Annotated in this window: 7 protein-coding genes; 5 read left to right on the top strand and 2 right to left on the bottom strand. The window is 60.7% G+C overall.

The genetic code is table 11. The features are described from left to right. The first annotated feature begins 121 nt into the window (after window positions 1–121). The 5 genes from NZK35_RS01180 to NZK35_RS01200 all read left to right on the top strand — a co-directional run bounded on the left by NZK35_RS01180 (window position 122) and on the right by NZK35_RS01200 (window position 6,319). Complete coding sequence (locus NZK35_RS01180; protein ID WP_259630771.1) at window positions 122–1,084, top strand: hypothetical protein; 963 nt, start codon at window positions 122–124, stop codon at window positions 1,082–1,084. Window positions 1,085–1,089: 5 nt separating this feature from the next. Continuing rightward, complete coding sequence (locus NZK35_RS01185) at window positions 1,090–1,692, top strand: hypothetical protein (protein ID WP_259630772.1); 603 nt, start codon at window positions 1,090–1,092, stop codon at window positions 1,690–1,692. A gap of 53 nt (window positions 1,693–1,745) precedes the next feature. Further along, the gene (locus tag NZK35_RS01190; RefSeq protein ID WP_259630773.1) at window positions 1,746–3,065 is read left to right on the top strand and encodes a tetratricopeptide repeat protein; all 1,320 of its coding nucleotides are present in this window, start codon (window positions 1,746–1,748) and stop codon (window positions 3,063–3,065) included. A 235-nt stretch (window positions 3,066–3,300) separates the two neighbouring features. Then, a complete protein-coding gene (locus NZK35_RS01195; RefSeq protein ID WP_259630774.1) occupies window positions 3,301–5,331 on the top strand; it encodes a type VI secretion system Vgr family protein in 2,031 nt (676 codons plus the stop codon). Between the two features lie 79 nt (window positions 5,332–5,410). Further along, window positions 5,411–6,319, top strand: a complete 909-nt coding sequence (locus NZK35_RS01200; RefSeq protein WP_259630775.1) for an FHA domain-containing protein — start codon at window positions 5,411–5,413, stop codon at window positions 6,317–6,319. A 95-nt stretch (window positions 6,320–6,414) separates the two neighbouring features. Here NZK35_RS01200 and NZK35_RS01205 read toward each other — a convergent pair whose 3' ends face one another. Further along, window positions 6,415–12,513 (bottom strand): protein kinase domain-containing protein, encoded by a 6,099-nt coding sequence (locus NZK35_RS01205; protein WP_259630776.1) that lies wholly within the window; start codon window positions 12,511–12,513, stop codon window positions 6,415–6,417. Then, window positions 12,504–26,636, bottom strand: coding sequence for a hypothetical protein (locus NZK35_RS01210; RefSeq protein WP_259630777.1), 14,133 nt, complete (start codon window positions 26,634–26,636; stop codon window positions 12,504–12,506). Before NZK35_RS01210 ends, NZK35_RS01205 begins: the two co-directional genes overlap by 10 nt. Between the last annotated feature and the right edge of the window lie 138 nt (window positions 26,637–26,774).

Consider the following 26,774-nt stretch of genomic DNA (forward strand, 5'->3'; position numbering starts at 1 on the left):
ACTTGCGGCGATGCGATCGATCCGACGACCTCTGTAGGCAGCGGGACAGCGAAACCTTACCATGAACGTCGGACGCTATTGATCTATCCGACTGCCTCGCATTTATCTTTTGATCCGCACCATGTCGCGCCCCGATCGTTTGATCAATCGACCGTCGCAATCTGCCGACGTGCGATCACCAGGCGGCGGCCAGGAACAGCCGGGACAGTTTCGGGCGTATGGGGCGCCCCGATGTGTCGTCTGCGGAAATGTTTTGACGGTTTCCGAACAGGCGGTCGGGAACATCTGCTCGCGCGGCCAATGCAAAACGCGTCGGGTGCGGCAGCAAGCCCAGGCAGAAGTTCTTCGCCAAAAAAAGTTGCGTGACCGTGTCGTGATGGCCGAACAAGCGCTCATTGAGTCGAATTCGATTCCAGCCCGGGCCGATCGCCTGCTCAGTGTGCTGCCTTCCAATCAGCGCCGGCTGGTCGGGATTTCCAAACGCGAGCTGCGGCCGTTCATCGATCGTTTGATGGGCGTCATCAGCCGGGCAGCCGCCATTCGCTTCGGCAATGCGACATTGGAAGATGACGGTGTCGGCTACAAGACACCCGTCAACTTGTCGCAATCCCAACTCGCGATCTTGGGCAACGGATGTGCGGTGTGTCGCGGCCACTGTTGTTTCCAGGGCCGCGGCCATGCATTCCTCTATGTAGACACCGTGCTCGGATACATGCAACGCCATCCGGACCAGCGACCGCGTGATGTCTTGGAGGCTTACGTGTCGCGCATCGGGCCCAAAGCCTACGAAGATTCCTGTGTCTACCATGCCGAGACCGGATGCACGTTGCCACGAGACATGCGATCCAAGGTCTGTAACGGCTATCTCTGCAAAGGTCTCGACGAGATCCTCGATCAGCTGCAGGATTCATCACCGGAGGTTTTTGTGATTTCGGTCAGCGACGACGATCGAGACGACTCCGGTGATCCATCCTGCCCGTCCACCCGGGTGGCTGTCATTGACGCCCAAAACGTGACACGCTATCCGTTCGTGGAATTAGTCGAACGCGGCGACGACGACATCATCACACCCTCGGAGGCTTGAACAACGTGCCGGTTTGCACCAAAACCATCATGCAACGCGGCGGTCGGGAGTTGATCGAATTGCTCACACATTGTGTGTTTTCGTTTAACACCGACGTCCTCTTTTTGTATTGCGTTGGCGAATACCAGCTGCGTCCCCAAGCGGTCAGCGCGATCGCGATCTACGACGTGTTCTGCGCCCCGACGGCTCCTGCGCGGATCAGTGACCTGTCCCTGATTCCACCCAAGGATGTGCGGATCGAGCAAACGATCACTCAATTGCGGCACGCGTTCCAGGGGGCGACCTGCGACCCGCGCCAGTCCGATGGTGTTGCCGATGACGAAAACGCTGCCGCTGGGCAGGACGAATCGAATCCGCCTGATCGTCCCGCCGTTCCGCTTCCGCCCCGTTATCTGTTTGATTCGATCGCGTCGAGCTTGAGTGTTTCGGAGCAGGCGAAAATCGCAACGTTGGAAGATTACTACGACCCCAAACGCACGCCCCAAGAAAACTTGCCGGGCGGTGAGCTGACCGACGTCCAGCGCGCCTTCGTGGATCACGTCTGGACGCCACGGATCCGTCCCTACCTTGTTTCCTCCGGTTTTTGGCGCGTTTCGACCGTCGGTTGAGCACCGATCCCGTTGATTGACTCAAACTTTCCCTCCACCCGTCACACGTCTGCATGGCATCTCGACCCCAACTCCCACCCGTCGCGGACGTCGTTTCGTTGGCCGTTTCGCTTCACCAAGGTGGGCATGTGTCCGAAGCCGAAGGGCTTTACCAGCGTGCGTTGGAGCGGGAGCCCGAGAACGTCGATGCGCTGCACTTTTTGGGTGTGCTGCGGCACCAACAGGGCAGCTCTGACGAGGCGGTGCGGTTGATTCGGCGATCGCTCCGCGGCAATCCCCGCTATCACGGTGCCCGCAACAACTTGGGAAACGTGCTGAAAGAGTCCGAACGGTTTGTCGAGGCAGAGGCCGAGTACCGAAAGGTGATCGAGGCGGATCCCAAGCACGCCGACGCGCACAACAATCTCGGGGCCGTGCTGCGCGCGCTCAAACGGAACGATGAGGCGATCGCTTCATTTGAGGCAGCCATCGAGTTACAACCTCGACACGCCGACGCCCACCAAAATCTCGGCAATGCGTTGAAGGCCGGCGGGCGACAGGAGGAGGCTTTGATGGCCTTTCGAAAGGCGGTCGAAATCGATCCGAACCGCAGCACGTCCCGCTTGAACTTGGGGCGGGCGCTGTATGCGTTCGGCAGAATCGATGAAGCGATCATCGTCTATCGTCAGTGGCTGGCGATTGCCCCAGACAATCCGATCGCCAAGCACATGCTGGCTGCGTGCGAGGGAAATGAAGTTCCCGACCGTTGTTCCGAAGCGTTCGTCCGAGAATCGTTTGATGCGTTTGCGTCCAGTTTCGACGAAGTGCTGGGACGGTTGGATTATCGGGCGCCCGCCCAGATTGCCGACGCCCTCTCGGATGTCGCGACGCCGCAGGGAGACATGCAGGTGCTCGATGCCGGTTGTGGCACCGGGTTGTGCGGCGAGGATTTGCGATCCTACGCGAAGCGGCTGGTCGGGATCGATCTGTCCCCCAAGATGATGATCAAGGCGGCGGCGCGCGGGGTGTACGATGAATTGATCGAGGCCGACCTGGTTGAGTACTTGTCCGAACACGCCGACCACTACGATCTGATCGTCTCTTGCGACACGCTGATTTATTTTGGAGCACTCGAAGCGGCGATCGGCGCGGCGGCCAAGGCGTTGCGTCCGGGAGGGAGGCTGTTGTTCACCGTCGAAAGTCTTTCCGATGCAGACGACGTGCCGCCCTACCTGCTCCATCCCCACGGCAGATACAGCCATCGTCAAGATTATCTCACCGATTGCATCAACCGAGCCTCTCTCGGCGTTCGTGCGATTGAGCCGGTGACCCTTCGTCTGGAACTGAAACGCCCCGTGCACGGTTTCGTGGTGACGGCGATCAAAGAAACCTGAACCCGCCGCGCGGGAACGGGCGGTTGATATTGAATCGATGTTTCAATTTCAACACGAACAGTATTGGCCCGAACACATCAACGAGGGAAGCTGATTTCGTTGCACAGTCGATCGACACGTCCTCGTGGAACCAGCGGGCCGCGCACGTCGCAGTCTGGTGCTGTAGTCCTCTGATGCTGTACAATCCGGCCAACACAGATTGTCCCTGCTCTGGCGCATTGAGATTAGCTGAATTATGAGTTCGTCCCAGATCAACCGCGGGATTGCAGTCACCACACAGGCCGGGCCGGACAAGCTGCTGTTCCATCGCATGTCTGCCTTCGAACGGCTCGGAAGTCCGTTCGAGTTTTCGTTGGATCTTTTGTCGGCCGATCACAACATTGTCCTCGATGATCTGCTCGGCACACCGGCTTGCGTCTCGGTGTTGCGTCCGAATGGTTCGACGCGTCACTTCCACGGCCTGATCAACCGTTTTTCGTGGGCGGGAAGCCACGGCGAACTCTCGGTGTACCGCGCCACCCTGGTGCCTTGGCTGTGGTTCTTGACACGCAACACCAACTGCCGAATCTTTCAGGAAAAGACGGTCCCCGAGATCATCACGACCGTGTTTCGCGATCATGGGTTCACCGACTTTGTCGAACGGTTCGGTGAAACCTACCGACGCTGGAACTATTGCGTTCAGTACCGCGAATCCGATTTCGATTTCGTCAATCGTTTGATGGAACAGGAAGGGATTTACTATTACTTCACGCACGATGACTCAAAACACGAAATGGTTTTGGCCGATGGTGTCACGGCGCATTCGCCGGCCGACGGCTACGCGACCGTCCCGTTTTTTCCGCCCGATGAAGGGCGGTTGCGGGAAATCGAGCACGTCCATCATTGGTCTGCCTGCAAAGAAGTCCAAACCGGTGCGTATGTCCTCAACGACTATAATTTTGAAAGCCCCAAGGCGGACCTGTTGGCGAAGTCAAAGACGATTCTCAAGCACGAGATGTCGAATTTTGAGATGTTTGACTACCCGGGGGAATACACCAAATCGACAGACGGAACGAGCTACTCCCAGCGTCGCATCGAAGAACAAGAGGCCAGATTCGAGCGGGTACGAGGCAATTCCAACGCACTCGGTTTCGAAACCGGATCGTTGTTCACGCTGGCCGGTCATTATCGCAACGATCAAAACGCGGAGTATTTGACCGTTGCGACCAATTTGGAGTTGAGCACCAGCGACTACGCGGCGGGAGAATCCGAAACCCAAATCTTGCCCGAATGCTCATTCGAGGCAATCAAGAGCAGCCAAGTTTTTCGCTCGCAGCGGCAAACGCCCTTGCCCAGGATTCGTGGTCCCCAGACGGCGGTCGTTGTTGGGAGACAGGGTGAGGAGATCTACACTGACAAGTATGGACGCGTCAAAGTTCAATTCCATTGGGATCGCGAAGGGAAATCGGACGAGAACAGTTCTTGCTGGGTCCGGGTCGCCCAGTCCTGGGCCGGCAAACGCTGGGGGTCGATTCACATTCCGCGAATCGGCCAGGAAGTGATTGTCGAATTTCTCGAAGGCGATCCGGACCGGCCGATCATCACCGGTCGGGTCTACAACGCCGATGAGATGCCGCCCTACAAGTTGCCGGACAACCGAACCCAAAGTGGCATCAAAACCCATAGTTCATCCGAGGGAACCGACCAAAACTTCAACGAGCTTCGCTTCGAAGACAAGAAGGGTGAAGAACAGGTCTACTTTCACGCCGAAAAAGATTTCGAACGAGTCGTCGAAAACAACGACACCCTGAAAGTCGGGTTCGAAAAGAAAGACGAAGGCGATCAGCTGATCGAAATTTTCAACAACCAAAAAGTCGTGATCGGTGATGCCGACGCCAAAGACGGCAGTCAGACCATCACGATCCTCAAGAACTTCACCCAAACGGTCAGCAAAGGCGACGCAACGATCGCCATCGAAAAAGGAAAACGTTCGACAACGGTCTATGGCGACGAGGCCTTGACCATCAAAACGGGAAACCGCACGTCCGTGATCACACAGGGTAACGACACGCTGCAGGTCAAAGCCGGTGCACACAAGACCGAAGCGGCAAAGTCGATCCTGCTGAAAGTCGGAGGAAGCAGCATCAAAATCGACAACTCGGGCATCACAATCAAGGCGCCTCAGGTGCTGGTCCAAGGAAATACGTCGGCGACCCTCAAAGCTCCCATGGCAAGCGTCTCCGGCAGCATGGTGACTGTAAAGGGTAGCCTGGTGCAAATTAACTGATCCGTCCTGCACGTTTCGTCTCGTCGTCCATCCGCTTCCTAGTCATCGATCCATTTTCTTTCTTTCCGGATCTCCAGTCATGAGAGTCATTCTTCAGGTCACCGCAGGACCGGCACTGGGTCGCCAAATCCCGCTGCAGTCCGGCGAACGGGCACGGTTCGGAAGAAGTGACGTTGCCGATGTCTGTTTTCCAGAAGATGGAGAGATGGCCGAAGTGCATTTCGAACTGGATTGTCAATCCGAACAATGCCTGGTTCGCGATCTGTCGGGTTCCGCCGGGACATTCGTCAATAACGAACCCGTTACAGAAGCGTCGATCGATGACGGCGATCAGATCGTCGCCGGGCAAACGATACTTCGAACCGTGGTCAAGGAACGCCCCGGTGATCCACAGCACACGCCCGAAGAGCCGCAGACCGATGAGCCCGTCGAGCCGAAACGCTCCGCCGTCGAACTGTGTCAAATGACTGATCTGGAGGAAGAGTCGTTGCAGCTCTTTCGTCCCAGTCATTCGCCGGAAGAGTTTTTTCAGGTTCTGACGGAGAACAATTTGTTCGCCGACGCGATCCGAATCCTCTCGCTGTACCTCCCCAAGCGACAAGCCATTTATTGGGCCTATCGCGCCGTCGACGAAGTCTTTTCAAGAGATTTGACCGGCGAGGAGCGAGCCGCGCTCGACGTGACGATGACTTGGCTGAAGGATCCCAGCGAAGAAAACCGCCGCGCGGCGATGGCGACTGCCGAAAACCTAGAATTCGCCAATGCCGCCAGCTTGGTCGCCGCGGCGGCGTGTTGGAGCGAAGGCAGCATGGCGCCGGCTGAGTTCGAAGAAGTCCCGCCCGATCCAAAACTGACCGCCCAAATGGCCGCCGCAGCGATGTCGATGACCGCGACCACCGGCGAGGTGCCATCGATCAATGATCGCTTCCGAAAAATTACCGAGATCGGAAAAGAGTTTCTCGCCGGTGACGTTCCGCTGCCCTCGTAGCAGTCGGCTTCATCATTCGCCCCCGATCATTCAGCCCCGAATCATTCTGCCCCGAATCATTCTGCCATTCTTCCCCACGATCACCGAGATCTGAATCACCAGGCACCGGCCGCCAAGCTTTCCGCAAGTGGCGTTTCTTGCCCGGACTCTTGATTGTGATCCGGTTCCACTTCAATCGTGATCGTCTCGCTGAGCGACTGCTTGGGAAGGGATTCCCCTGGCAACCCCTCCGTTGCCCCGCTCGGGTCAACGATCTGGTATTGAAAACCGGACAAGGTGACCTGGACGGTCCGCGTGATCACGGCCACTTCAGCGACTTCGGCATCCTGCTCCGAATCCTTCGCAGCGTCGCGGCCGCTTGCTGCATCGGCGGTGGACGATTCGACCCGGTAGGCCAATGCCGCGATCAACGCTTGCACCGACCGGACATCGACCGCATCACTGAATCGGATACTCAAACGATCCGCCGGCCCCTCGGCCGAAGCGAGTTCTCCGATCAGCTTCGGTTCGGCAAGGTGATGGGCGCGGTGGTAAAGCATGGTGCGTCCTTGCCGCGTGTCGGTCACGATCGTTGCGCCCAACAAGTCGGTCATCGGTCGAATCGCCAACGCCTCACCGGCAAGCCGTTCACCCTGAATCGTCACCTTCAATTCCGCACCGTCAAATCGGGCCAGCCGACTGGGATCGCTCAGAAAAGCAGATCTGCCGATATGCTTGAATGATGCGTTGCGTCGCACCGTGAACTGATCATTCGAAAACGCAAACGCGATCGGATACAGAGGCGCGCCCTCCCAGATTGTCGTTTGACCATTCATCCCGGACGACAACAGGTTCTGGCCGTCGGGCGAAATCGAAATGGAGGTGACATCACTTTCCGAGTTAACTTCGCTTTCGGCATCCAGCCGGAACAGTTTCTTGTTCAGCGTGAATAGTTCTTTGATCAAACCGCTCGACGCGATCGTTTCTGAGGCGGCATCGGTTTCCCCTTGCGACGGATCTTTCGCAACGATGGCCTCTAAGATGCGGCTGGTGTCCCAGATGCCGATGCCTTTGCCCTGGCCGGTGACCAGTCGTCGTCGGTCGTAGGAAAGCGCGATCGCGGTGGTTCCACTGGCGTCTTCCTGATCCATCTGTGCAAGCAGATTTCCGCGCACATCCCAGAACGCCACGACGCGGTCCCCGTCACCGGTCACGATCCAACTGCCGTCGTCGGCATACACGGCCGTCTGCACTTTTCCCGGTTGCCACGTTTCCAACACACGCTGCAAGGTTCCGTCACCGTCGAGTTGCCAAACCGCCGCGCCGCTGTCGGTCCCGGCCAAGATGCGTTTTCCATCGGGCGAAAACATTGCAAAATTTAATGTCCGACGATCATCATCCGGGGGCGATTCAAGTGGACTGTGCCACTGCTCGGCATCGAACCGCCAAAGTTTCCAGGTTCCATTTCGCTCCGCAGTGATCATTCGGTTCGGATCATTCGGATCGAAATAGGTCGACACGATCGGTCCGTCATGCCGGCCCGCCAAGTGAACCGCGGCGTTAGTGTTTTCGCTCCAACGCCCCGCGTCCAGTTCCCAAACGCGTACGTTTCCCTCGCTGTCGCCGACCACCAATCGATTGCTTTGACCGTTGGCGGGATCGTACGAAAAATCGGCGGCAACGATTTTGGATGCGGGGCGAAAACTCTTCTTGAGCGTCGTAAAACTCAACGGCCGCTGATCATCGGCGGCCAACAGTCGAGCACCCTTGCCGCCGACCACCAAGAGCTGGGTTTGGGGCGAGTCGTCGCCCACGATGAATGCGGTTGAAACTTCACCGATTTGCGATGAACGCATTTCAGCAAAATCAGTGCTCTGATGGTTCCACCTCCAATAGCCGATCCGATAACGTGAGGGGCGGCTGGTGCCCGACGGGGCGCCGCGCTCCGAGCCTGACTTGGCCGGAAAAAACAGACTCAGCAAAGCCCGGTCGGTTCCCGGCACGAATCGTGCGGACCGAACCGTCGGCCGGTTGTCGGTCCAATCGCGATGGCCCGCATCATCGGTGAGCAAGAAGCTGGCTTCCGGTCGAATCTCCTCACCCTCCAGGCGGAACAGTTCGGCGAGGGGGAAATCGGTGCCTTCCAACGGGGCGTGTCCGACCAGCAGCCGCTCGCCACTGGCGGAAACATCCAATGCCGTCACCGGTCCCGACCAGGGCAGTTTGTTTTCCTGTGTTCCGTCCGTTGCATTCCACATGATGACTTCACCATCCACACCGGCGGTGATCAATGACCGTCCCGAAGGCAAAAACGCGGCGCTACGGATGGCGGACCGGTGTGCCCGAAAACGGACCAATTGGCGCGGGCGTTTTGATTCGGCGTCGACCTGGAAAACGAAACAATGCCCGGAGGAATCGCCGACCATGAACCGCCCGCCATCGGGTGAGAACTTGGTCATCGTCACATCGGGAATTCGCCGTCGCAGACGATCGATCGCGTCAATGCCGTCGTCCGTTGTACGAAGCGAGACGGCCGAATAAGTCGCGCCGCGGCGTTTGGTCTCCGCTTCGGCTTGCCGGGTCAACTGTGCACGGGCATAGTCGCCCAGCAAGGCCGTCTTGAACACCTTGCCGTCTGCGTCGACACGCCAGAACCATGCCGGCGTCATGTGTTCATCGCTGCCGGTGACCACCAGGGCGTCCCCCTGATCGTGCTGCCACGCCACGTCTGCGGCGCCTCGATAGCCGGTCCCATCAAGCTTCAATGTGTGAGTCCCGCGAGTGACGTTCCACAGACGCGTGGTGTTGTCGCCGGCGGATGTCATTAACCGTTCGCCTTGCTGATCGACCACGCCGGTGGCCGCCAACATGGCGTGGCCCTGGACCAACATCTCCCCGGTCGCGCGGCCGGGGTCTTGGAGGTCCCAGACTTCGACCGTGCCGTTGGCATAGACCGTTGCGATCCAACGACCGTCTCGGGAATAGATGGATTTGAGCGCACTGGACAGCCCGCGTTCACTCGGTTGGCGGCTCAAGCGAACCTCCGGATCCGGAATCAGATCCCGGGGCATCGAATAATCCTGCCAGGCCCAGAGTTTCAAACCGTCGTCGGCGCCCGACAAGACGTATTTGCCGTGATTGGAAAACACGCACGACCGGACCCAACGCCCGTGTCCGCTAAGCACCTTGTCCAGTTTCCAGCTGTCTTCGGTCGGCCGCCACACCCGCACGGTGTTGTCGTTTCCGCCGGTGACGATGACCTGTTGATCGCCCAGTCGGCCTACCGCGATGCTGCGGATGCTGGCGGTATGACGATCGCCGGGCGAGCCGATCTCATCTCGCTGGTTGGCGTCCCCCTGTTTCGCATCGGCCTGTCTTTGCAATCGTTTTTTCAACAGTTCGGTGCCTGCGGCAACCACATCGGCTTGTGCCGAACTGAGTTTCCAACGCAGCAGGCTACGGTCGTATCCGCCCGAGAGCACGGACTGGCCGTCGGGGCTGAACACGGCGGCGTAGACCGGACCGTCGTGACCGCGAAAATCGTACAGCTTCTTCGCTTCACCGACGCCATCGGACGTCGTCGTGGTTCTCCAGACTCGGACCCTGCCGTCTTCGCAGGCGGTCACGACCAAGTCATCATCTTTGGGGGAAAGCCTCGCACTCCAAACCTTGGGGTCCAGATGGTCGGCCATCACGGAGAGGCGTTCACCGGTGATCCGATCCCAAACCACGGCGGTGCGGTCGGCGGCGCTGGTGACGACCTCCGTCGCGTCGCTGGAAAAGGCGACGCTCAAGACTTCTGCTTTGTGGCCGTGCAGCAGCAGAGGCGTTTCGGCGACTCCATCGGATGTGATTTCCCAGACGCAGACGTCGAAATCACTTTGCCGCGAATCGCCATCCGGACCCTGTCGGCGAATTCCTGCCGCGGCCAGGTAGTGTCCGTCATCGGAGATCGCCAGGGCGCTGATCTTGTTTCCGAATGGGATCGTCACCGGATCCGCATCGCTGTCCAAACCGGTGATGTCCTTCCACAGCAACACGTCCCCGTTATCGGTTCCGGCCGCCAGCACGTCGCCGCCGGCGGAACTGGCGACCGCCTCGACATGATCTTTGCCCGTCAGCGTCGCCACCGAGGACGGGCCCCAACTGTGTTTCAGGATCCCCCATTCGATGTGCCGCAACTGTGACATCACCGGATCGGCATCGGGCTTGGTCGGATCCAATTTATCGAGGATGCGTTCGGCCTTGTCGCGGAGCTTGCGTCGGATCGACTCGGCGGCCAATCCGATTTCGGAGGAATAGGGTGCTTCTTCGGCGCGGCGTTTTTCCAACCGGGCTTCGGCTTCCAATCGTCGTGCTTCCCGTTGTGCCCGGAAGGCTTCGTTTCGAGCGATTTCCGCGTTTTCTTTTTCGGCTTCCGCCTTCGTTTTGAGATTGGTCGCGACCACTTCTTGTTCACGAGCCTTATCCCGTTCGGCTTCCAGCGACTCGGCGTTTTCCAACGACTCCATGTAGAAGTAAAGGGTCACGACCACGACGCTCAGAATCGCAGCGATCGCCGTTCCCGCCGCAATTTTTGAAAACCATGCCAGGCGTCGTCGCGCCGCCCGCTTGGTTTCCAGCTTGGAAAGCAGATCGCGATGCTCGGGATTATTCGAATCGAGAACGGAAATCCCTAATTCGTAGTTCTCTTGTGCGAGAGCGTTTTTGGCGTGTTCTAGCGTCGATAACCGCATGCCGATGGCAGCGGCGGTGTTGCCGTCCCAGAGTTTCAAGGCTTCCTCATAAGCGAACCGGGCGCGGGCGAATTCGTCGCTGCTTTGTTGCTCCTTTGCCCGGGCGAAGTGTTCGTCGGCACTTTGGGACAGCTTGATGCTCTCACGATGGGATTGGTATTCTCGAATGGCATCTTGCAACTCTTGGACGGATTGGTATCGGTCGTCCAGATTGGTCGCCATCGCGCGGCGCGCGATGTCCACCAACTCTCCCGATCGCGTCGTCGGAATGATTTCGTTGGCTGCCGCGGCGAGCAGGGCTTCCCCGGTGTCGCCGGTTTTGGGGTGTGGCGGTGTTCCCGTGACGATCTCATACAGCACCGCGCCCAACAGATAGATGTCACTGACCACACCCAGCTCGGACGGATTGTGGGCCGCCATCTCGGGCGCCATGTAAGCCGGCGTACCGGCCGGTCCGGTTGCGACCGACGCCCAGGGTTGGTTGGGATCCTTGGTGATCGAAACCGCGATGCCCCAGTCCATCACCGAGACTTCACCGAACTCGCCGACCATCACGTTGTGTGGCTTGATGTCTCGGTGCAAGAAGTTTCGGTCGTGGGCAAAGGCGATCGCGTCACAGACCTTCATCAAGATTTCTAGATTCTCCTGAATCGTGTTCTCGTGAATGAACTCGTTCCACGGCCGCCCTTGAACGTGCTTCATCGAGTAGAAGGGGATCCCGGTCGAATCGCGTCCGAGTTCGTAAATCGGAACGATGTTGGGGTGTTCCAGTTGTCCCGTGACGACCACTTCGGAGATGAATTGGCTTTCGCCGACGCTCCCGGCGCCGGCCAATTCAGGCATCGGAACCTTGACCGCGACGTTACGGTCGAGCGAGGTCTGGCGGGCCGACCAGACACGCCCCATGCTGCCTTCGCCGATCACGTCGGTCAGTTCATAGTCACCTTCGCTGGCGCCTTTGGCACCGCCTTTTCCCTTGGTGATTTTTCGCGTCGCGATGCTCAGCGTCGGGCTTTCGACCTTCGTTTCGGTCGACGGTTGATGGGAACTGAGCGTGCTCTCTGCGGTGAAGCCTGCTCCTCCGCCGCCGCCGAACGTCGACTCCCATGTGCGTTCGACGCGTCGTCGAAATTGGGGCGACAAACGTCGGGGCTGAATCAACCCCTCGCTGCTGGCAAGCTCCTGCAGCGGCCTATCGGGCTCAATCGCCGTCGGATCAAACTGACTCGGCGGCGGGGCCGCGGCGTCCGGTGCCGTACCTGGTTGCTCCGGTTCGGACTCAGCAATCTCGGCGGCCGGTTTGGGGGCGGAAAAGGGAGAGGAGGCGGCATCGTCGGACGACGCAACCGGCTGTTCGGCCGGCGCATCGGGGACGATTTCTTCGTGACCGGTGAAGAAACACGCACAGCTTCCGCAACGCCCATTGGCCTGATCGCGCTGGCTGCACTCGGAACCACAATAAGAACAGATTAGCGCCATGACGCTGGTCTCCTCGCTGACATGTTATTTCGATCGCGCTCGGTTTGCGCTGACGTCACGCGCCGTGTTCCATCACGTCTTCCATCACGTTTGGCCATTCCCGCGGCGAGCACAATGCCGCCCGTTGAGACCACCGGAACGCTGCCCAGCCGTTCCACGCTGCTCAGGTTGGGACGCTCGATCGGCACAGCGTTTGGCCCAGCGGCGGGTACAGCCTCGGGAATCTCCGGCGGCTGGGCGTCCGTCTCCCCGTCGGACTCGTTCGCTTCGCTTTCCAAAACCGGTTGGTCGTCGCTTTGAGATTCAATCGGTTGTCCGTCGCGAATGATGAAGTCCAACACCAGACGTTCCGTTTGACCTTCGATCAAATAGATTCGATAACGATCATCGGGCAATCGCTTGAACAATTCCGGCAATTGGCTCAGTTCAAATCCCTCGCCCGAATTCGGGTCTTCCAGATCCGGCAGGCTGTACTCCTCGCGTCCCGGTTGGGAATCCCAAAGCTTGACTTCCCCCTCCGACTCGGCACCGAACGAAACGATTCGCAGCACATAGTAGCGCTGGCTGGTCACGACGGCGGAACCGACCGAATTATTGAACTGCAACGGAGGCGTCACGAAAACGATGCGTTGGGTGGCTGGAGTGGTGACGACGATCTGCTCGAACGTGCGGACGAAATCGACGCTGTCGGCTTCGGGCAACGGCGCCGAGAACGGCAGCAGCGCGCCTTCGACCCGCAGCGTGACCGTGGTGGTGAACTCCGGACGATCCAGTAAGTCGGTCGTGTTTTGCCTCAACACGATCGAACCGTCGGCGATCGACGTCAGCGAGACGTTTACGTTGATGTCACCCTGATTCGGGGCGACGTCGTAAGAGTGCTGAAAGTTCACGCCGACCCCACCGCTGCTGATGCTCTTTTCCAGCGGGTTGCGGCGAGACGGGTCGCTGTCACCCGGGTTGCCCTCCAGCCAGTCCACTTCGGCGACAAACCCCAGCCCCGATGGATCATTCACCGTCACGTCGATCTGGGCGTTTCGCTGGGTGCCGCCGAGTAATTCACCGACTTGGGTTCCGCTGATCGGATTGGGCGAGTTGACCAGCACGCCGCTGATTTGCCCTTTGTTGGTTGCCACGATGGCGGAATCATTGAGCGTCAGAACGCCGGTCCCGGCACCGTCGTCGTTGGCCGAGAGCGTGACCGACACCGCGTCGTTGCTGCCGGTGGTGACTCGGGCCACCGTGCCCAGTGCCAGGTCGTCGTCGGCACGCAAGGTGATCTGTCCCGTCCCCGAGGTGACCCAGGCATTGACGTTTAAATCCGACGCCGTGCCGACGGCTTCCAGACTGATTGAACCGCTGCTCGACGTGATGCGACTCGGGATGCGTCCGCCGCTGGACAGGTCGATGGTGCCGCCGGCCGATATCGAGATCTCGCCCGGGGAGAATTGTTCGACCATCAAAATCGTGACGGCGTCGGATTCGTTGACCTGGATGTCTCCGCCGACGCGATTGATCGCCGTCAACGACGTGACATTGGTGTTGAGCCCGATCCCCGTCATCGCATCGACCGCCAACGCATTGGCGGTAATCGACGCTCCGCTGGTCTGCACGGCGCCACCCGAGGCGATCAATTCAAGATTGTCGGCGGGGTGATTGAAGGCGGCATCGACGGTCAGATGACTCGACGAAGCGGTCAGACGGATCGTTTGGGTCGATGCATCGGTCGATACCGTCGCCAGTTGGCTGGTGTTGAATGCGCCCTGGTGGACCAACGTGATGTTGCCGGCGGCGTCGACACCGCTCGTGGACAGTTCATAGGTCGTCGCATCGGCCGCCAGCGGGCTGCCAATCCCGATGCCGCCGGCGGCGACCAGACGCAAGGTGCCGGCCGTCGCGACGCCGCCACCGATCACGTCACCGGCCGCGGCGATTAGCGTCAAGTCATCGTTGGAATCTCCGATCAAGCTATCGACCGTCAAGTTCGCCGTCTCCGACGTCAGCGTGACGGTTTGGCTGGTGCCATGGGTCGACAGCGTCGTGATTTGACTGGTGTTGAGCGGGCCGGTGTCGACCAGTGAGATGTTGCCGGCGGTACCTGCTGCCGACGACGTCAAACTGTAACTCGCCGCGTCGGCTCTGACTGCCGTAATTGCCCCGATGCCGCGGCCGGCGGACAGCGTCAAACTGTTGGCCGTCACCGTACCGCCGCCGTTGATGTCACCCAGTATGGCGGTGAAACGCAGATTGTCATTCACATCACCGATCGCACCACCGATGTTGAAGTCTCCCGTGCGAGTGGTCAGGTCGATCGTTTGTGATGACGCATCGGTCCCGATCATGAAATCAGCCGAGCCGACGTCCTCGACGGTGATGTCGCCTGCCGAGCCAAACCCGGCGGAGGTGAGCACGATCGTGTTGGCGTGGGTCAGCAGGAATGCGTCGATGCCGATTCCTCCGCTTGCGTTGACCGTCAAGTTGTTGGCCGTGACGGTCGACCCGCCGTTCACATCACCATTGCTGGTGATCAAGATCAGATTGTCATTGGAATCGCCGATCGGTCCGCCGACGGTGAGATTGCCATTGCTAACGGTGACATTCGCCGTCTGCGTCGATGCCGCCGTCGCGATGGACAGATCGACGGCGTCATTTTCAATCACGTTGATGTCGCCCGCTGCATCGGCTCCGTTGGTGGTCAGGTTCAACGTGTCTGCCTCGGTGCTCAGCGCCGTCCCGATCCCGATGCCGCCGGAGGAGATGATTGTCAGCGTCGCGGCGGACACGGTCGCGCCGCCCCCGACAACGTTCCCGGCGCCGGTGTTCAAATTCAGATGGTCCGTCGAATTGCCGAGCGCCCCGCCGACGATCAAATCGCCTGTCGAGACCGTCAAATTAATGGTTTGCGTTGACCCGTCGGTCGTCAGCGTGACCTGATCGGTGTTCAAGCTGTTGACACTGATCAATTCGATGTTGCCGGCCGCATCGACGCCTTGGGTTTCCAAGTTGTACGTCGCTGCGTTGGCGGTCACGGGCGTCGTGATTCCGATCCCGCCGGCGGCCTTGAGCGTCAGGTCGTTGGCGGTCACGGTGCCGGCGCCGCCGATGATGTTTCCGTCGCTCGCCGCGAACATCAGGCTATCGTTTCCGTCACCGATCGCGCCGCCGACGGTGAAGTCGCCGGTCGTCAGCGTCACGGAAATCATCTGCCCCGAGGCGTCGGTCGAGATCGACAGATTGGCCGCGTCGGCTTGCACCACGCTGATGTTGCCCGCCGCGCCGATACCGGCGGAGGTCAGGTCGAGCGTGTTGGCGTCCGTTTGCAATGGGATGCCGTTGCCGATGCCGCCGCTGGAATCGACCGTCAAGAGGTCGGCGGTCACGGTTCCGCCGCCGACCACGTCGCCGTTGGATGTGATCAAGGTCAGGTCGTCATTCGCGTCACCGATCGGACTGCTGATGGTCAGGTTTCCGTTGAGCACCCGCGCGATGACCGTTTGGGCGGATCCCGCGGTCGTGATCGATAGATTGACCGCGTCGGCTTCGATGACGGTGATATCGCCCAAACCGTTGATGCCGCTGGAGGTCAGATTCAAGTTGTCGGCGTCGGTATTGAGTGCCGTGCCGATTCCGATCCCGCCGCCGGCTTGGACCGTCAGATCGGCCGCGGTCGCCGTGCCGCCGCCCTCGACGTTGCCGACCAAGGCGTTCAATGACAGGTTGTCGCCCGCTTCACCGATTGCGGCATCAACGGTCAGGTTGCCCAAGGAAGCGGTCAGACTGACCGTCTGTGTGGTCGTGCCGGTGGACAGATTGGTGATCTGGCTGGTGCTGAGCGAATTGGTGTCAACCAGCGTGATATTGCCCGCAGCACCCGCACCGAGTGTGGCCAACGAGTAGCTTGCCGCGTCGGCGGTGATTTCGGTGCTGAGACCGATACCGCCCCCGGCGTGCAACACCAGCGTGTTCGCGGTCACCGTTCCGCCGCCTTCGATATTTCCTGCCGTCGCAATGAACGTCAGGCTGTCAGCGCCGTCGCCGATCGCGCCACCGATGGTGATGTCGCCGGTGGTTTGGGTGATTTCGATCAGCTGAGCCGAGGCGTGCGTATTGACCACGTAGGTGGTCGCGTCGAGTTCCTGCACCCGAATGTCTCCCGCCACCCCGATTCCGCCGGACGTCAGGTTCAGGGTGTCGGCATCGGTGTTCAAAACCGTCCCAATTCCGATCCCTGCGCTCGAGTTGACCGTCAACGTAGCCGCCGTCGCGGTCGCGCCGCCGATGACGTTCCCGGCTGATGTGCGGAGCGTCAGGTTATCGATTGCATTTCCGATCGCGCCGCCGACGGTCAGATCGCCGGCCAGGGCATCCAAACGAACGGTTTGTGCTGAACCGTCGGTCACCACGGTCACTTGATTCGTATTCAGGGCGTTGTTGTCAAACAACGTGATGTTTCCGTTCGCTGCATTTCCCGTCGTGGCCAAGTGATAGGTGCTCGCATCGGCCGTCACCGCGGTGCCGATGCCGATTCCGCCGCCCGCACTAAGACGAAGATGGTTGGCTATCGCCAGGGCGCCACCGTTCACATCACCGACCGATGCGTTGAGCGTCAGGTTATCGATTGAATTGCCGATCGCGTTGTTGATCAACAGATTACCGGTCGAAGCGGTCAACTCGACCGTCTGGGCCGATAATGCGTTCGTCGTCAGCGTGACCTGGCTGGTGCTGAGAGCATTCGTGTCGATCAGCCGGATGTCACCGGTTGCGGCAAGTCCCGACGTGTTCAAGATGTAATTCGCGGCATCGGCTTGCACGGCGTTTCCGGTTCCGATTCCACCATTGGCGATCAAGGTAAGCGTGTTGGCCGTCGCCGCCGCCGCGCCCCCGACGATGTTTCCGGCGCTGGCCCGCAACGTCAAATGGTCGCTTGAGTGTCCGATGGCGCCATCGATCGTCAGATTTCCCGTCGACGCGGTGAGGTCGACGGTTTGGGTGCTCCCTTGCGTCGCCAACGTGACGTCTGACGTACCCAACGCGTTGGCATCGATCAGCGTGATATTCCCGCTGGCGTTCGTCCCCGAGGTCGTCAATTGGTATGAATTCGCATTGGCCGTGACGGCCGTGCCGATTCCGATGCCTCCGCCCGCAATGAGTGTCAGATCATTCGCCGTCACCAGGCCTCCCCCGACGATGTTTCCCGTCGTCGCGACGAAGGTCAAACTGTCATTTCCGTTTCCGATCGCTCCGCCGACGGTGAAGTCGCCAGTGGACAGGGTCACGCTGATCGTCTGGGCCGAAGGGTCAGTTGTAATCGACAGATTCGACGCGCTGGCTTGAACGACCGTGATGTCTCCGGCGGCCCCGATGCCGGTGGTGGTTAGATCCAGTGTGTTGGCGTCGGTGTCAAGCGCAGTCAAGATACCGATTCCACCGCTGGAGTTGACGATCAACGTGTCCGCGGTCACCGTCGCGGGACCATCAATATTTCCGGCCGATGTGATCAAGGTAAGATTGTCGACGGCATCGCCGATCGCTGATCCAACCGTCAGATCGCCCGCCTCCGCGGTCAGGCTGACGGTTTGGACCGAACCGTCAGTTGACAGCGTCGTGATTTGATCGGTGTTGAGCGCATTGGCGTCGATCAACGTGATGTTGCCTGCGGTACCGATTCCTGTCGTCGTCAGGCTGTAGCCGGTTGCATCGGCGTTCACGGCAGTGCCGATCCCGATCCCACCGCCGGCGCTCAACGTCAACGTGGCTGCGGTTGCGGTTCTGTTCGCATCTCCCACCACGTTGCCCAGCGCTGAAATCAAGGTCAGATGATCGGTGGCGTTGCCGATCGAGGCACCGATCGTCAGATCGCCCGTCGATGCGGTCAGACTGATCGTTTGCGTCGAATTGTGGGTCGACAGTGTCGTGATTTGATTGGTGTTGAGTCCGTTGGTATCGACCAGGCGAATGTCGCCGTCTGCTCCGGTTCCGGTCGTCGTCAGACTGTAGGTCGCGGCGTTGGCCGTCACCGCCGTTCCGATCCCGATCCCACCACTGGCGCTGAGCGTCAAGTCGTTGGCCGTCACCGTGCCACCCCCGACGATGTTGCCGTCGGCGGCAATGAAGATCAAGCTGTCGCTGCCGTCACCGATCGCACCGCCAGCGGTGAAATCACCGGTCGTCAGCGTCACGCTGATCGTTTGAGCCGAAGCGTTGGTCGCAATCGAAAAGTTTGCGGCGTCGGCTTGAACGACTGAAATGTTGCCGGCCGCTGCGACACCGTGGGTGGTCAGGTTCAGGGTGTCGGCATCGGTGTCCAGCGATGTGCTGACGCCGATCCCGCCACTGGCATCGATCGTCAGCGTGTCCGCGGTCACGGTCGCGCCGCCGACCACATTGCCGCCGGAGGTGGTCAGGGTAACGTCGTCGTTGGCGTCTCCGACGTTGCCGCTGATGATCAGGTCACCGGTTGCCACCGTCACGTCGACCGTCTGTGCCGTCGCTGCGGTGTCGACCGAAAGATTCGCCCCGTTCGCCTCGATCACGGTGATGTTGCCGTTTGCCGCTGCGCCACCGCTGGTCAGGTTTAAGGTGCCGGCGTTCGTATTGAGCACGCCACCGATCCCGATGCCGCCGTCGGCGTTTACGGTCAGCGTTGCCGCGGTCGCGGTCGCACCTCCGATGACATCGCCGGCCGACGCGATCAACGTCAGGTGGTCGGTCGTGTTGCCGATTGCGACGCCGACGGTCAGATCACCGGTGGAAGCGGTCAGGCTGATCGTCTGCGCCGAGGCGGCCGTCGACAGGGTCGCAATTTGATTGGTGTTGAAGGCGCCGGTATCGACCAGCGTGATGTTGCCTGCAGCGTTTGCGCCCAATGTCGTCAAATGGTACGTCGTTGCGTCGGCCGTCACCGCCGTGCCGATCCCGATTCCACCGCTCGCGTCCAAGGTCAACGTGTTTGCCGCCACCGTGCCACCACCGACGATGTCGCCGTCAGCGGCGGTGAAGCTCAAGCTGTCACTCGCATCGCCGATCGCGCCGCCCAGCGTAAAATCACCGGTCGTCAATGTCACATCAATGGTTTGTGCGGAAGCGTCGGTTGCGACCGAAAGATTGGCGGCGTCAGCCTGGATTACCGTGATGTTGCCCGCGGCGGCAAACCCGGATGACACCAAGTTCAACGCGTTGGCGTCGGTCATCAAGGCTGTCCCGTTCCCAATGCCTCCACCAGCATTGACGGTCAACGTCTCCGCTATCGCCGTCGCGCCCCCGACGACGTCGCCGGTCGTTGCAATCAACGTCAGGTTGTCGGTGCCGTTTCCGATCGCATTTCCCACGGTCAGATTGCCGGTCGTCGCGGTCAGGCTGACCGTCTGTGCTGATGCATGCGTCGTGAGCGTGGTGATTTGATTGGTGTTCAGCGCCGCGACGTCGATCAGCGTGATGTCCCCCGCGGCGTCGGTTCCGGCGGTGGTCAGGCTGTAACTGGTCGCGTCGGCGGTCACGGCGGTGCCGACACCGATCCCGCCGCCGGCGTTCATCTCCAACGTCGCAGCGGTCGCGGTCGCACCCCCGACGATGTCGCCGGCGGTGGCGACGAGCGTCAGATCATCGACGGCGTTGCCGATCGCCGCTCCGATGGTCAGATCACCGGTGGTCGCGGTCAGGCTGACGAGTTGCTTCGATGCGACCGTGGATAGCAGCGTGATTTGATTGGTGTTGAAGGCTCCGGTGTCGACCAAGACGATGTCGCCGGTGTTGCCGAAGCCGGTCGTCGTCAAGCTGTAGCTGGTCGCGTCGGCCTGCACCGCGGTGCCGATTCCAATCCCGCCGCTGGCGTCAAGGGTAAGCGTGTTCGCCGTTGCCGTTGCCCCGCCGCCGACAATGTCGCCAGCCAGTGCGGTCAGGTTCAAGTGATCGTTTGCCTGTCCGATCGCCCCGTCGAGGGTCAAGTCACCGGTGGTCGCGGTCAAGTCGATCGTCTGCGCCGTCCCGGCGGTCACGAGTGTGGTGATTTGGCTGGTGCTGAGTGCTCCGGTGTCGATCAGCGTGATGTTGCCCGCGGCACCGGCACCGTCGGTGGTCAGACTGTAGCTGGCCGCGTTGGCCGTCAGGGCGGTGCCGACGCCGATCCCGCCGCTGGCGTTGAGTGTCAGGACATTGGCGGTGACGGTTCCGCCGCCGACGATGTCGCCGCTGGAGGCGATGAAGGTCAGGCTGTCGTTGCCGTCGCCGATCGCACCGCCGACGGTGAAGTCACCTGTGGTCAGCGTGATGCTGATCGTTTGCCCCGACGCATCGGTGGCGATCATCAGATTGGCGGCATCGGCCTGGACAACGGTGATGTCGCCGTCGGAGTTGGTTCCACCACTTGTCAGGTCCAAGGTGTTGGCATCGGTGTCCAGCGCCGTCCCGATGCCGATGCCGCCGCTGGCATCGATCGTCAGGGTATCGGCCGTGACCGTCGCTCCGCCGCCGACGTCTCCGCCGGAGGTGGTCAGGTTGATGTTGTCACTGGCATCACCGACGGCTCCGCTGATCGTCAGGTCACCGGTGGTGATCGTCACGTCGACGGTCTGTGCCGACGCGTCGGTGGCGACTGAAAGATTCGCCGTGTCGGCTTCGACGATCGTGATGTTACCGGCGGCGAGGGCGCCCGCGCTGGTCAGGGCCAGCGTGTCGGCGTCCGCATTGAACGTGGTGCCGATGCCGATTCCGCCAGCCGCGTTGATCGTCAGGGTTGCCGCCGTCGCAGTCGCGCCACCGACCACGTCGCCGGCGGTTGCAATCAGCGTCAGGTTGTCGGTGCCGTTTCCGATCGCCGCGCCCACGGTCAGATCATCGGTGGTTGCGGTCAGGCTGACCGTCTGTGCTGATGTATGGGTGGCCAAAGTGGTGATTTGAGTCGTATTCAATGCGCCGATGTCGATCAGCGTGATGTCCCCCGCGGCATCGGTTCCGGCGGTCGTCAGGCTGTAGCTGGTCGCGTCGGCGGTCACCGCGGTGCCGACACCGATCCCGCCGCCGGCGTTGAGCGTTAATGCGTCGGCAGTCGCGGTCGCTCCCCCGACGATGTCGCCGGCGGTGGCGACGAGCGTCAGATCATCGACGGCGTTACCGATTGCCGCTCCGATCGTCAGATCGCCGGTGGTCGCAGTTAGGCTGACGAGTTGCGCTGATGCGACCGTGGAAAGCAGCGTGATTTGATTGGTGTTGAAGGCTCCGGTGTCGACCAAGACGATGTCGCCGGTGTTGCCGAAGCCGGTCGTCGTCAAGCTGTAGCTGGTCGCGTCGGCTTGCACCGCGGTGCCGATTCCAATCCCGCCGCTGGCGTCGAGGGTCAAAGCATCAGCCGCTGCGGTTGCTCCGCCGCCGACAATGTCGCCAGCCAATGCGGTCAGGTTCAAGTGATCGTTTGCCTGTCCGATCGCCCCGTCGAGGGTCAAGTCACCGGTGGTCGCGGTCAGGTCGATCGTTTGCACCGTGCCGGCGGTCACGAGCGTGGTGATTTGACTGGTATTGAGCGCTCCGGTATCGATCAGCGTGATGTTGCCGGCGGCGGCAGCGCCGTCGGTGGTCAGACTGTACGTTGCCGCGTTGGCGGTCACGGCGGTGCCGATGCCGATCCCGCCGCTGGCGTTGAGTGTCAAGTCGTTTGCGATGACGGTTCCACCGCCGACGATGTCGCCGCCGGAGGCGATGAAGGTCAGACTGTCGTTGCCGTCGCCGATCGCACCGCCGACGGTGAAGTCACCGGTGGTCAGCGTGATGCTGATCGTTTGCCCGGACGCATCGGTGGCGATCATCAGATTGGCGGCATCGGCCTGGACAACGGTGATGTCGCCGTCGGAGTTGGTTCCACCACTTGTCAGGTCCAAGGTGTTGGCATCGGTGTCCAGCGCCGTCCCGATGCCGATCCCGCCGCTGGCATCGATCGTCAGGGTATCGGCCGTGACCGTTGCCCCGCCGACGATGTCTCCGCCGGAGGTGGTCAGGTTGATGTTGTCACTGACATCACCGACGGCTCCGCTGATCGTCAGGTCGCCGGTGGTCAGTGTGACATCGACCGTTTGCGCGTCTGCTGCGGTGGCGACCGAAAGGTTCGCGGTGTCGGCTTCGATGATGGTGATGTCGCCCGCCGAGGCAGTCCCGCCGCTGGTCAGGTTGAGCGTATCGGCGTCGGAATTGAAGGTCGCATTGATGCCGATGCCCGCGTCGGCATCGATCGTCAACGTTGCTGCCGTGGCAGTCGCGCCTCCATCGACGTCGCCGACGGTTGCAATCAGGGTCAGGTTGTCGGTGCCGTTTCCGATCGCCGCGTTCACGGTCAGGTCACCGGTGGTTGCGGTCAGGCTGACTGTCTGTGCTGATGTATGGGTGGCCAAAGTGGTGATTTGAGTCGTATTCAATGCGCCGATGTCGATCAGCGTGATGTCCCCCGCGGCATCGGATCCGGCGGTCGTCAATTTGTAGCTGGTCGCGTCGGCGGTCACGGCGGTGCCGACACCGATCCCGTCGCTCGCGTTCATCGTCAACGTGGCAGCGGTCGCGGTCGCCCCCCCGACGATGTCGCCGGCGGTGGCAACGAGCGTCAGATCATCGACGGCGTTGCCGATCGCCGCTCCGAGGGTCAGATCGCCGGTGGTCGCTGTCAGGCTGACGAGTTGCGCCGATGCAACCGTGGAAAGCAGCGTGATCTGATTGGTGTTGAAGGCTCCGGTGTCGACCAAGACGATGTCGCCGGCGTTGCCGACGCCGGTCGTCGTCAAGCTGTAGCTGGTCGCGTCGGCCTGTACCTCGGTTCCGATGCCGATCCCGCCGCTGGCATTCAGCGTTAAGACGTTCGCGGTCACCGTTGCCACACCGCCGACGAGGTTGCCAGATGAAGCGATCAAGGAGAGATTGTCGTTGGCATCACCAATTGCCCCGCCGACGGTTAGGTCGCCGCTGGAAACGGTGACGCTGACCGTTTGCGCCGTGGCGGCCGTGGCGACGGACAGGTCCACGGCGTCCGCTTCGATGACCGTGATGTTTCCGGCACCGGCTGCGCCCCCGCTGGTCAGATCGAGTGTCTCGCTGTCGGTGTTGAGCGTGGTGCCGATTCCGATTCCGAGTCCGGCGTTGACGGTCAGCGTCGCAGCCGTCGCGGTCGCTCCGCCGACGACATCACCGGTGGTGGCGGTCAACGTCAGGTTGTCGATCGAGTTTCCGATCGCGTTGCCGACGGTCAGATGGCCCGTGAGCGCCGTCAAGTGAACCGTTTGGGCCGTTCCGGCTGTCGTGAGAGTGACTTGGCTGGTGTTCAGCGTGTTGGTGTCACTAAGGTTAATATCACCGGCGGCATCGGCACCGGACGTCGTCAGCACGTAGGCTGTGGCGTCGGCGGTCACCGCGGTTCCGATTCCGATGCCGCCGCTGGCATCCAGCGTCAACGTGGCTGCCGTCGCCGTCAGGCCGCCCACAATATCGCCCGCCGTCGCGGTCAGGATCAGGTTGTCGATGGTGTTGCCGATGGCGGAGTCGATCGTCAGGTTTCCTGTCGTCGCGGTCAGGCTGACCGTTTGAACCGACGCGACGCTGGACAGTGTCGTGATCTGGCTGGTGTTGAACGCGCCCGTGTCCACCAACGTGATGTTGCCCAACGCGCCGACGCCCAACGTTGTCAGGCCGTAGCTGGCCGCATCGGCGGAGAATGTCGAGCCGATCCCGATCCCACCGCTGGCACTGATCACCAACGCATTTGCAGTGACGGTCGCTCCGCCGTCGACGTTTCCCGCCAAGGTGGTCAAGGTGATGTTGTCATTGCCGTCACCCATCGCGCTTCCGATGGTCAGGTCTCCGGTCGTCGCGGTGACTTGGATCGCCTGTGCCGTGGCGGCGGTTGCAACGGTCAGACTTGCCCCGTCGGCTTCGACCAATGTCATGTCGCCGGCACTGCCGGCACCGTCAGTTGTCAGGTCCAGCGTGTCGACATCGGTGTTGAACGTGGTTGTTGCGCCGATGCTACCCGAGGCGACCAATGTCAATGCGGCCGCGGTCACGGTGCCCCCGCCATTGATGTCACCGCCGGTCGTGGTGATGCCGACGTCGCCGACTCCGGCATCGATCGCCGCACCGATTTTTACGTTGCCGGTGTGGTTGATTGTCACCAGACCATCGCCGGTGGTAATTGCGCCACCGGAATTATCAAAGTTGACTCCGGAGGCAGTAAACGTTCCTCCGCCGGTGGTCACCACATCCTTGACTAATACATCGCCTTCCGCCGTTTTTTGATCCGTTTGAGTGCCGCTGTTGTCGTTGGCGACCAATTCAACGTTCAAGGTCCCCGTTGCCGTCGTGATCGTGCCCCGCAGATCGATGTGCCCGGCGGCGATCAGTTTCAGCGTGACGGTTTGGGCGGTACTGAGAACGATATCCGCATTTCCATTGAGCTGGATGTCGCCATCGTCACTGTCATCACCGGCGTCGCCGGAATCTGTGGTGATGGTGACGTTGGTGCCTGCATCGAGTGCCGCATTGATGATGTCGTCACCGATATTCGCATTGTTCCCGCTGGGCGTGAAGAGTCCACCAGTGTTGGGGATGTTGTTTTGTGCCGACCCGTCGGAGATCGTGACATCCAAGGGGTCCAACAACCACGTTCCCGCAACACCCATTGCGGAACTTGCGTTGACCGAGCTGGCGGTCACATCGAGCGACACTTTTCCCGACGTTTCAATCAGGCCTCCGTCCCCGCCCAGCCCACCCCCGCGTGCCGAGATCGTGCCATGCATCCGCGTGGTGTGGTCGGCCCAGACAATTACTTTGCCGCCACGTCCACTGTTGTGCGAGTCGGCGCGAATGATCGAGTCTTGGGAGACATAGGTGACGTAGGCGTTTGTCACTTCGCCCTTGCCCAAATAATCGCCTCCGATCAAAACCGTTCCGCCGCCGGCTGACCCCGATGCATCGATGCGTGTTTGATCGAGTAAACCGACATGGAATCCCAACACATGAACGACACCGCCTTGTTGTCCCGCTTGGTCGGACGAAACGTCGATCTGTCCGCGGACGATCGCAATGCCGTTTCCGCCGCTATTGAGAGAGACAAAGCCGGCGGAGGCTTCGATGGAGCCGTCCATTTCGAGCGACGGGCCGGAAAGTTCCACAGTGCCGCCGTGATTGACGATGCTGCCGGTGGCAGTGAGTGTCAGTTCCTCGGTCGCGACGAATTCAACCTCGGCATGATCGGTGTGAATCGCGGAGGAGAGCTGCACGTGGCCCGCCGTCACGCGAACGTCACCGCCGCCCAAATTCGTTTCGCCTGAAAACACGATCGAATCGTTGGCGTCGCCCTGGAAAATGAAGCTCGCCGCGAACGAATCAGAAAGTCCCTTGACATCGACGTGATCCGCATCGGTTTCACCGTCCACGTCGGATACGATTCGCAAGGATTCATTCGGATCCTCGAAGGACATCGTGAACGGCGATTGCGGATCGATGTTTGCGTCAAACGCATGCCAGACCTGCAATTGGCTGACTCCCGCGACGTCCGATTGATCCAGCGTGACCCGATCGGCATCGTTGCCCAGTTGGACGGTCAAATGGTCCACGCTCAGATCGTGGCTCAAATCCTCGATGCCCTCGAATCGAAATTCTGATCCGCCTGCGGCGGATCGGAGATCAGAGTCCACGCGACCGGGAGACTCAATGGCATGGATCAGCGACTCGATGTGCCCGGCGGTCATGATACGCACCGAATCCTGGCCTTGTCCGCCATCAAACCGAATCGTCTGTTCGGCCATCGAGCCGTCCCCGAGATCGATGACGAGGGAATCATCGTCAGCGGAACCGTGGATCGTAATCGTTTCGACTTGATCGACCGAAACGCTGTTGACGCGTTCGCCGTTGACGCTGACGTGGACCTGATCCTGATCGACTTGCAAATGAAACGCATCGGCGTGGCCGTCGTTGGCGTCCACGCCGGCGTCGACGATCAATTCGCTGGCCAAACCATCGCCATTGAGTACGCGGCGGGTTTCCAGTCGCGTGACGTTCAATTCCGCGAACAGTTCCTCTCTCCGCCGATCGATCCGCCTTCGACGCACCGGTGGTCGTCCACCGGTGAGCTTTCGAATCCAATTGGGGAGTTTCATGATGACGAGCTCGGAATCAACAAGGCGACCTGACGTTGGACCTATCTGCCGGGCAAGGAGTTCCCTGCATTCTTCCCGGCCGATGACCGCCTGCTGATCGGTCGAGACCCGGCGTGACCCCGACAGACCGGCAAATGG

Source organism: Stieleria sedimenti (assembly GCF_025060895.1).
In the GTDB taxonomy this organism is placed as follows: domain Bacteria; phylum Planctomycetota; class Planctomycetia; order Pirellulales; family Pirellulaceae; genus Stieleria; species Stieleria sedimenti.

Coding starts and splice junctions, on each gene's coding strand:
- NZK35_RS01180 (WP_259630771.1), top strand. CDS start 122: ATGTCGCGCCCCGATCGTTTGATCAATCGACCGTCGCAATCTGCCGAC.
- NZK35_RS01190 (WP_259630773.1), top strand. CDS start 1,746: ATGGCATCTCGACCCCAACTCCCACCCGTCGCGGACGTCGTTTCGTTG.
- NZK35_RS01195 (WP_259630774.1), top strand. CDS start 3,301: ATGAGTTCGTCCCAGATCAACCGCGGGATTGCAGTCACCACACAGGCC.
- NZK35_RS01200 (WP_259630775.1), top strand. CDS start 5,411: ATGAGAGTCATTCTTCAGGTCACCGCAGGACCGGCACTGGGTCGCCAA.
- NZK35_RS01205 (WP_259630776.1), bottom strand. CDS start 12,513: ATGGCGCTAATCTGTTCTTATTGTGGTTCCGAGTGCAGCCAGCGCGAT.
- NZK35_RS01210 (WP_259630777.1), bottom strand. CDS start 26,636: ATGAAACTCCCCAATTGGATTCGAAAGCTCACCGGTGGACGACCACCG.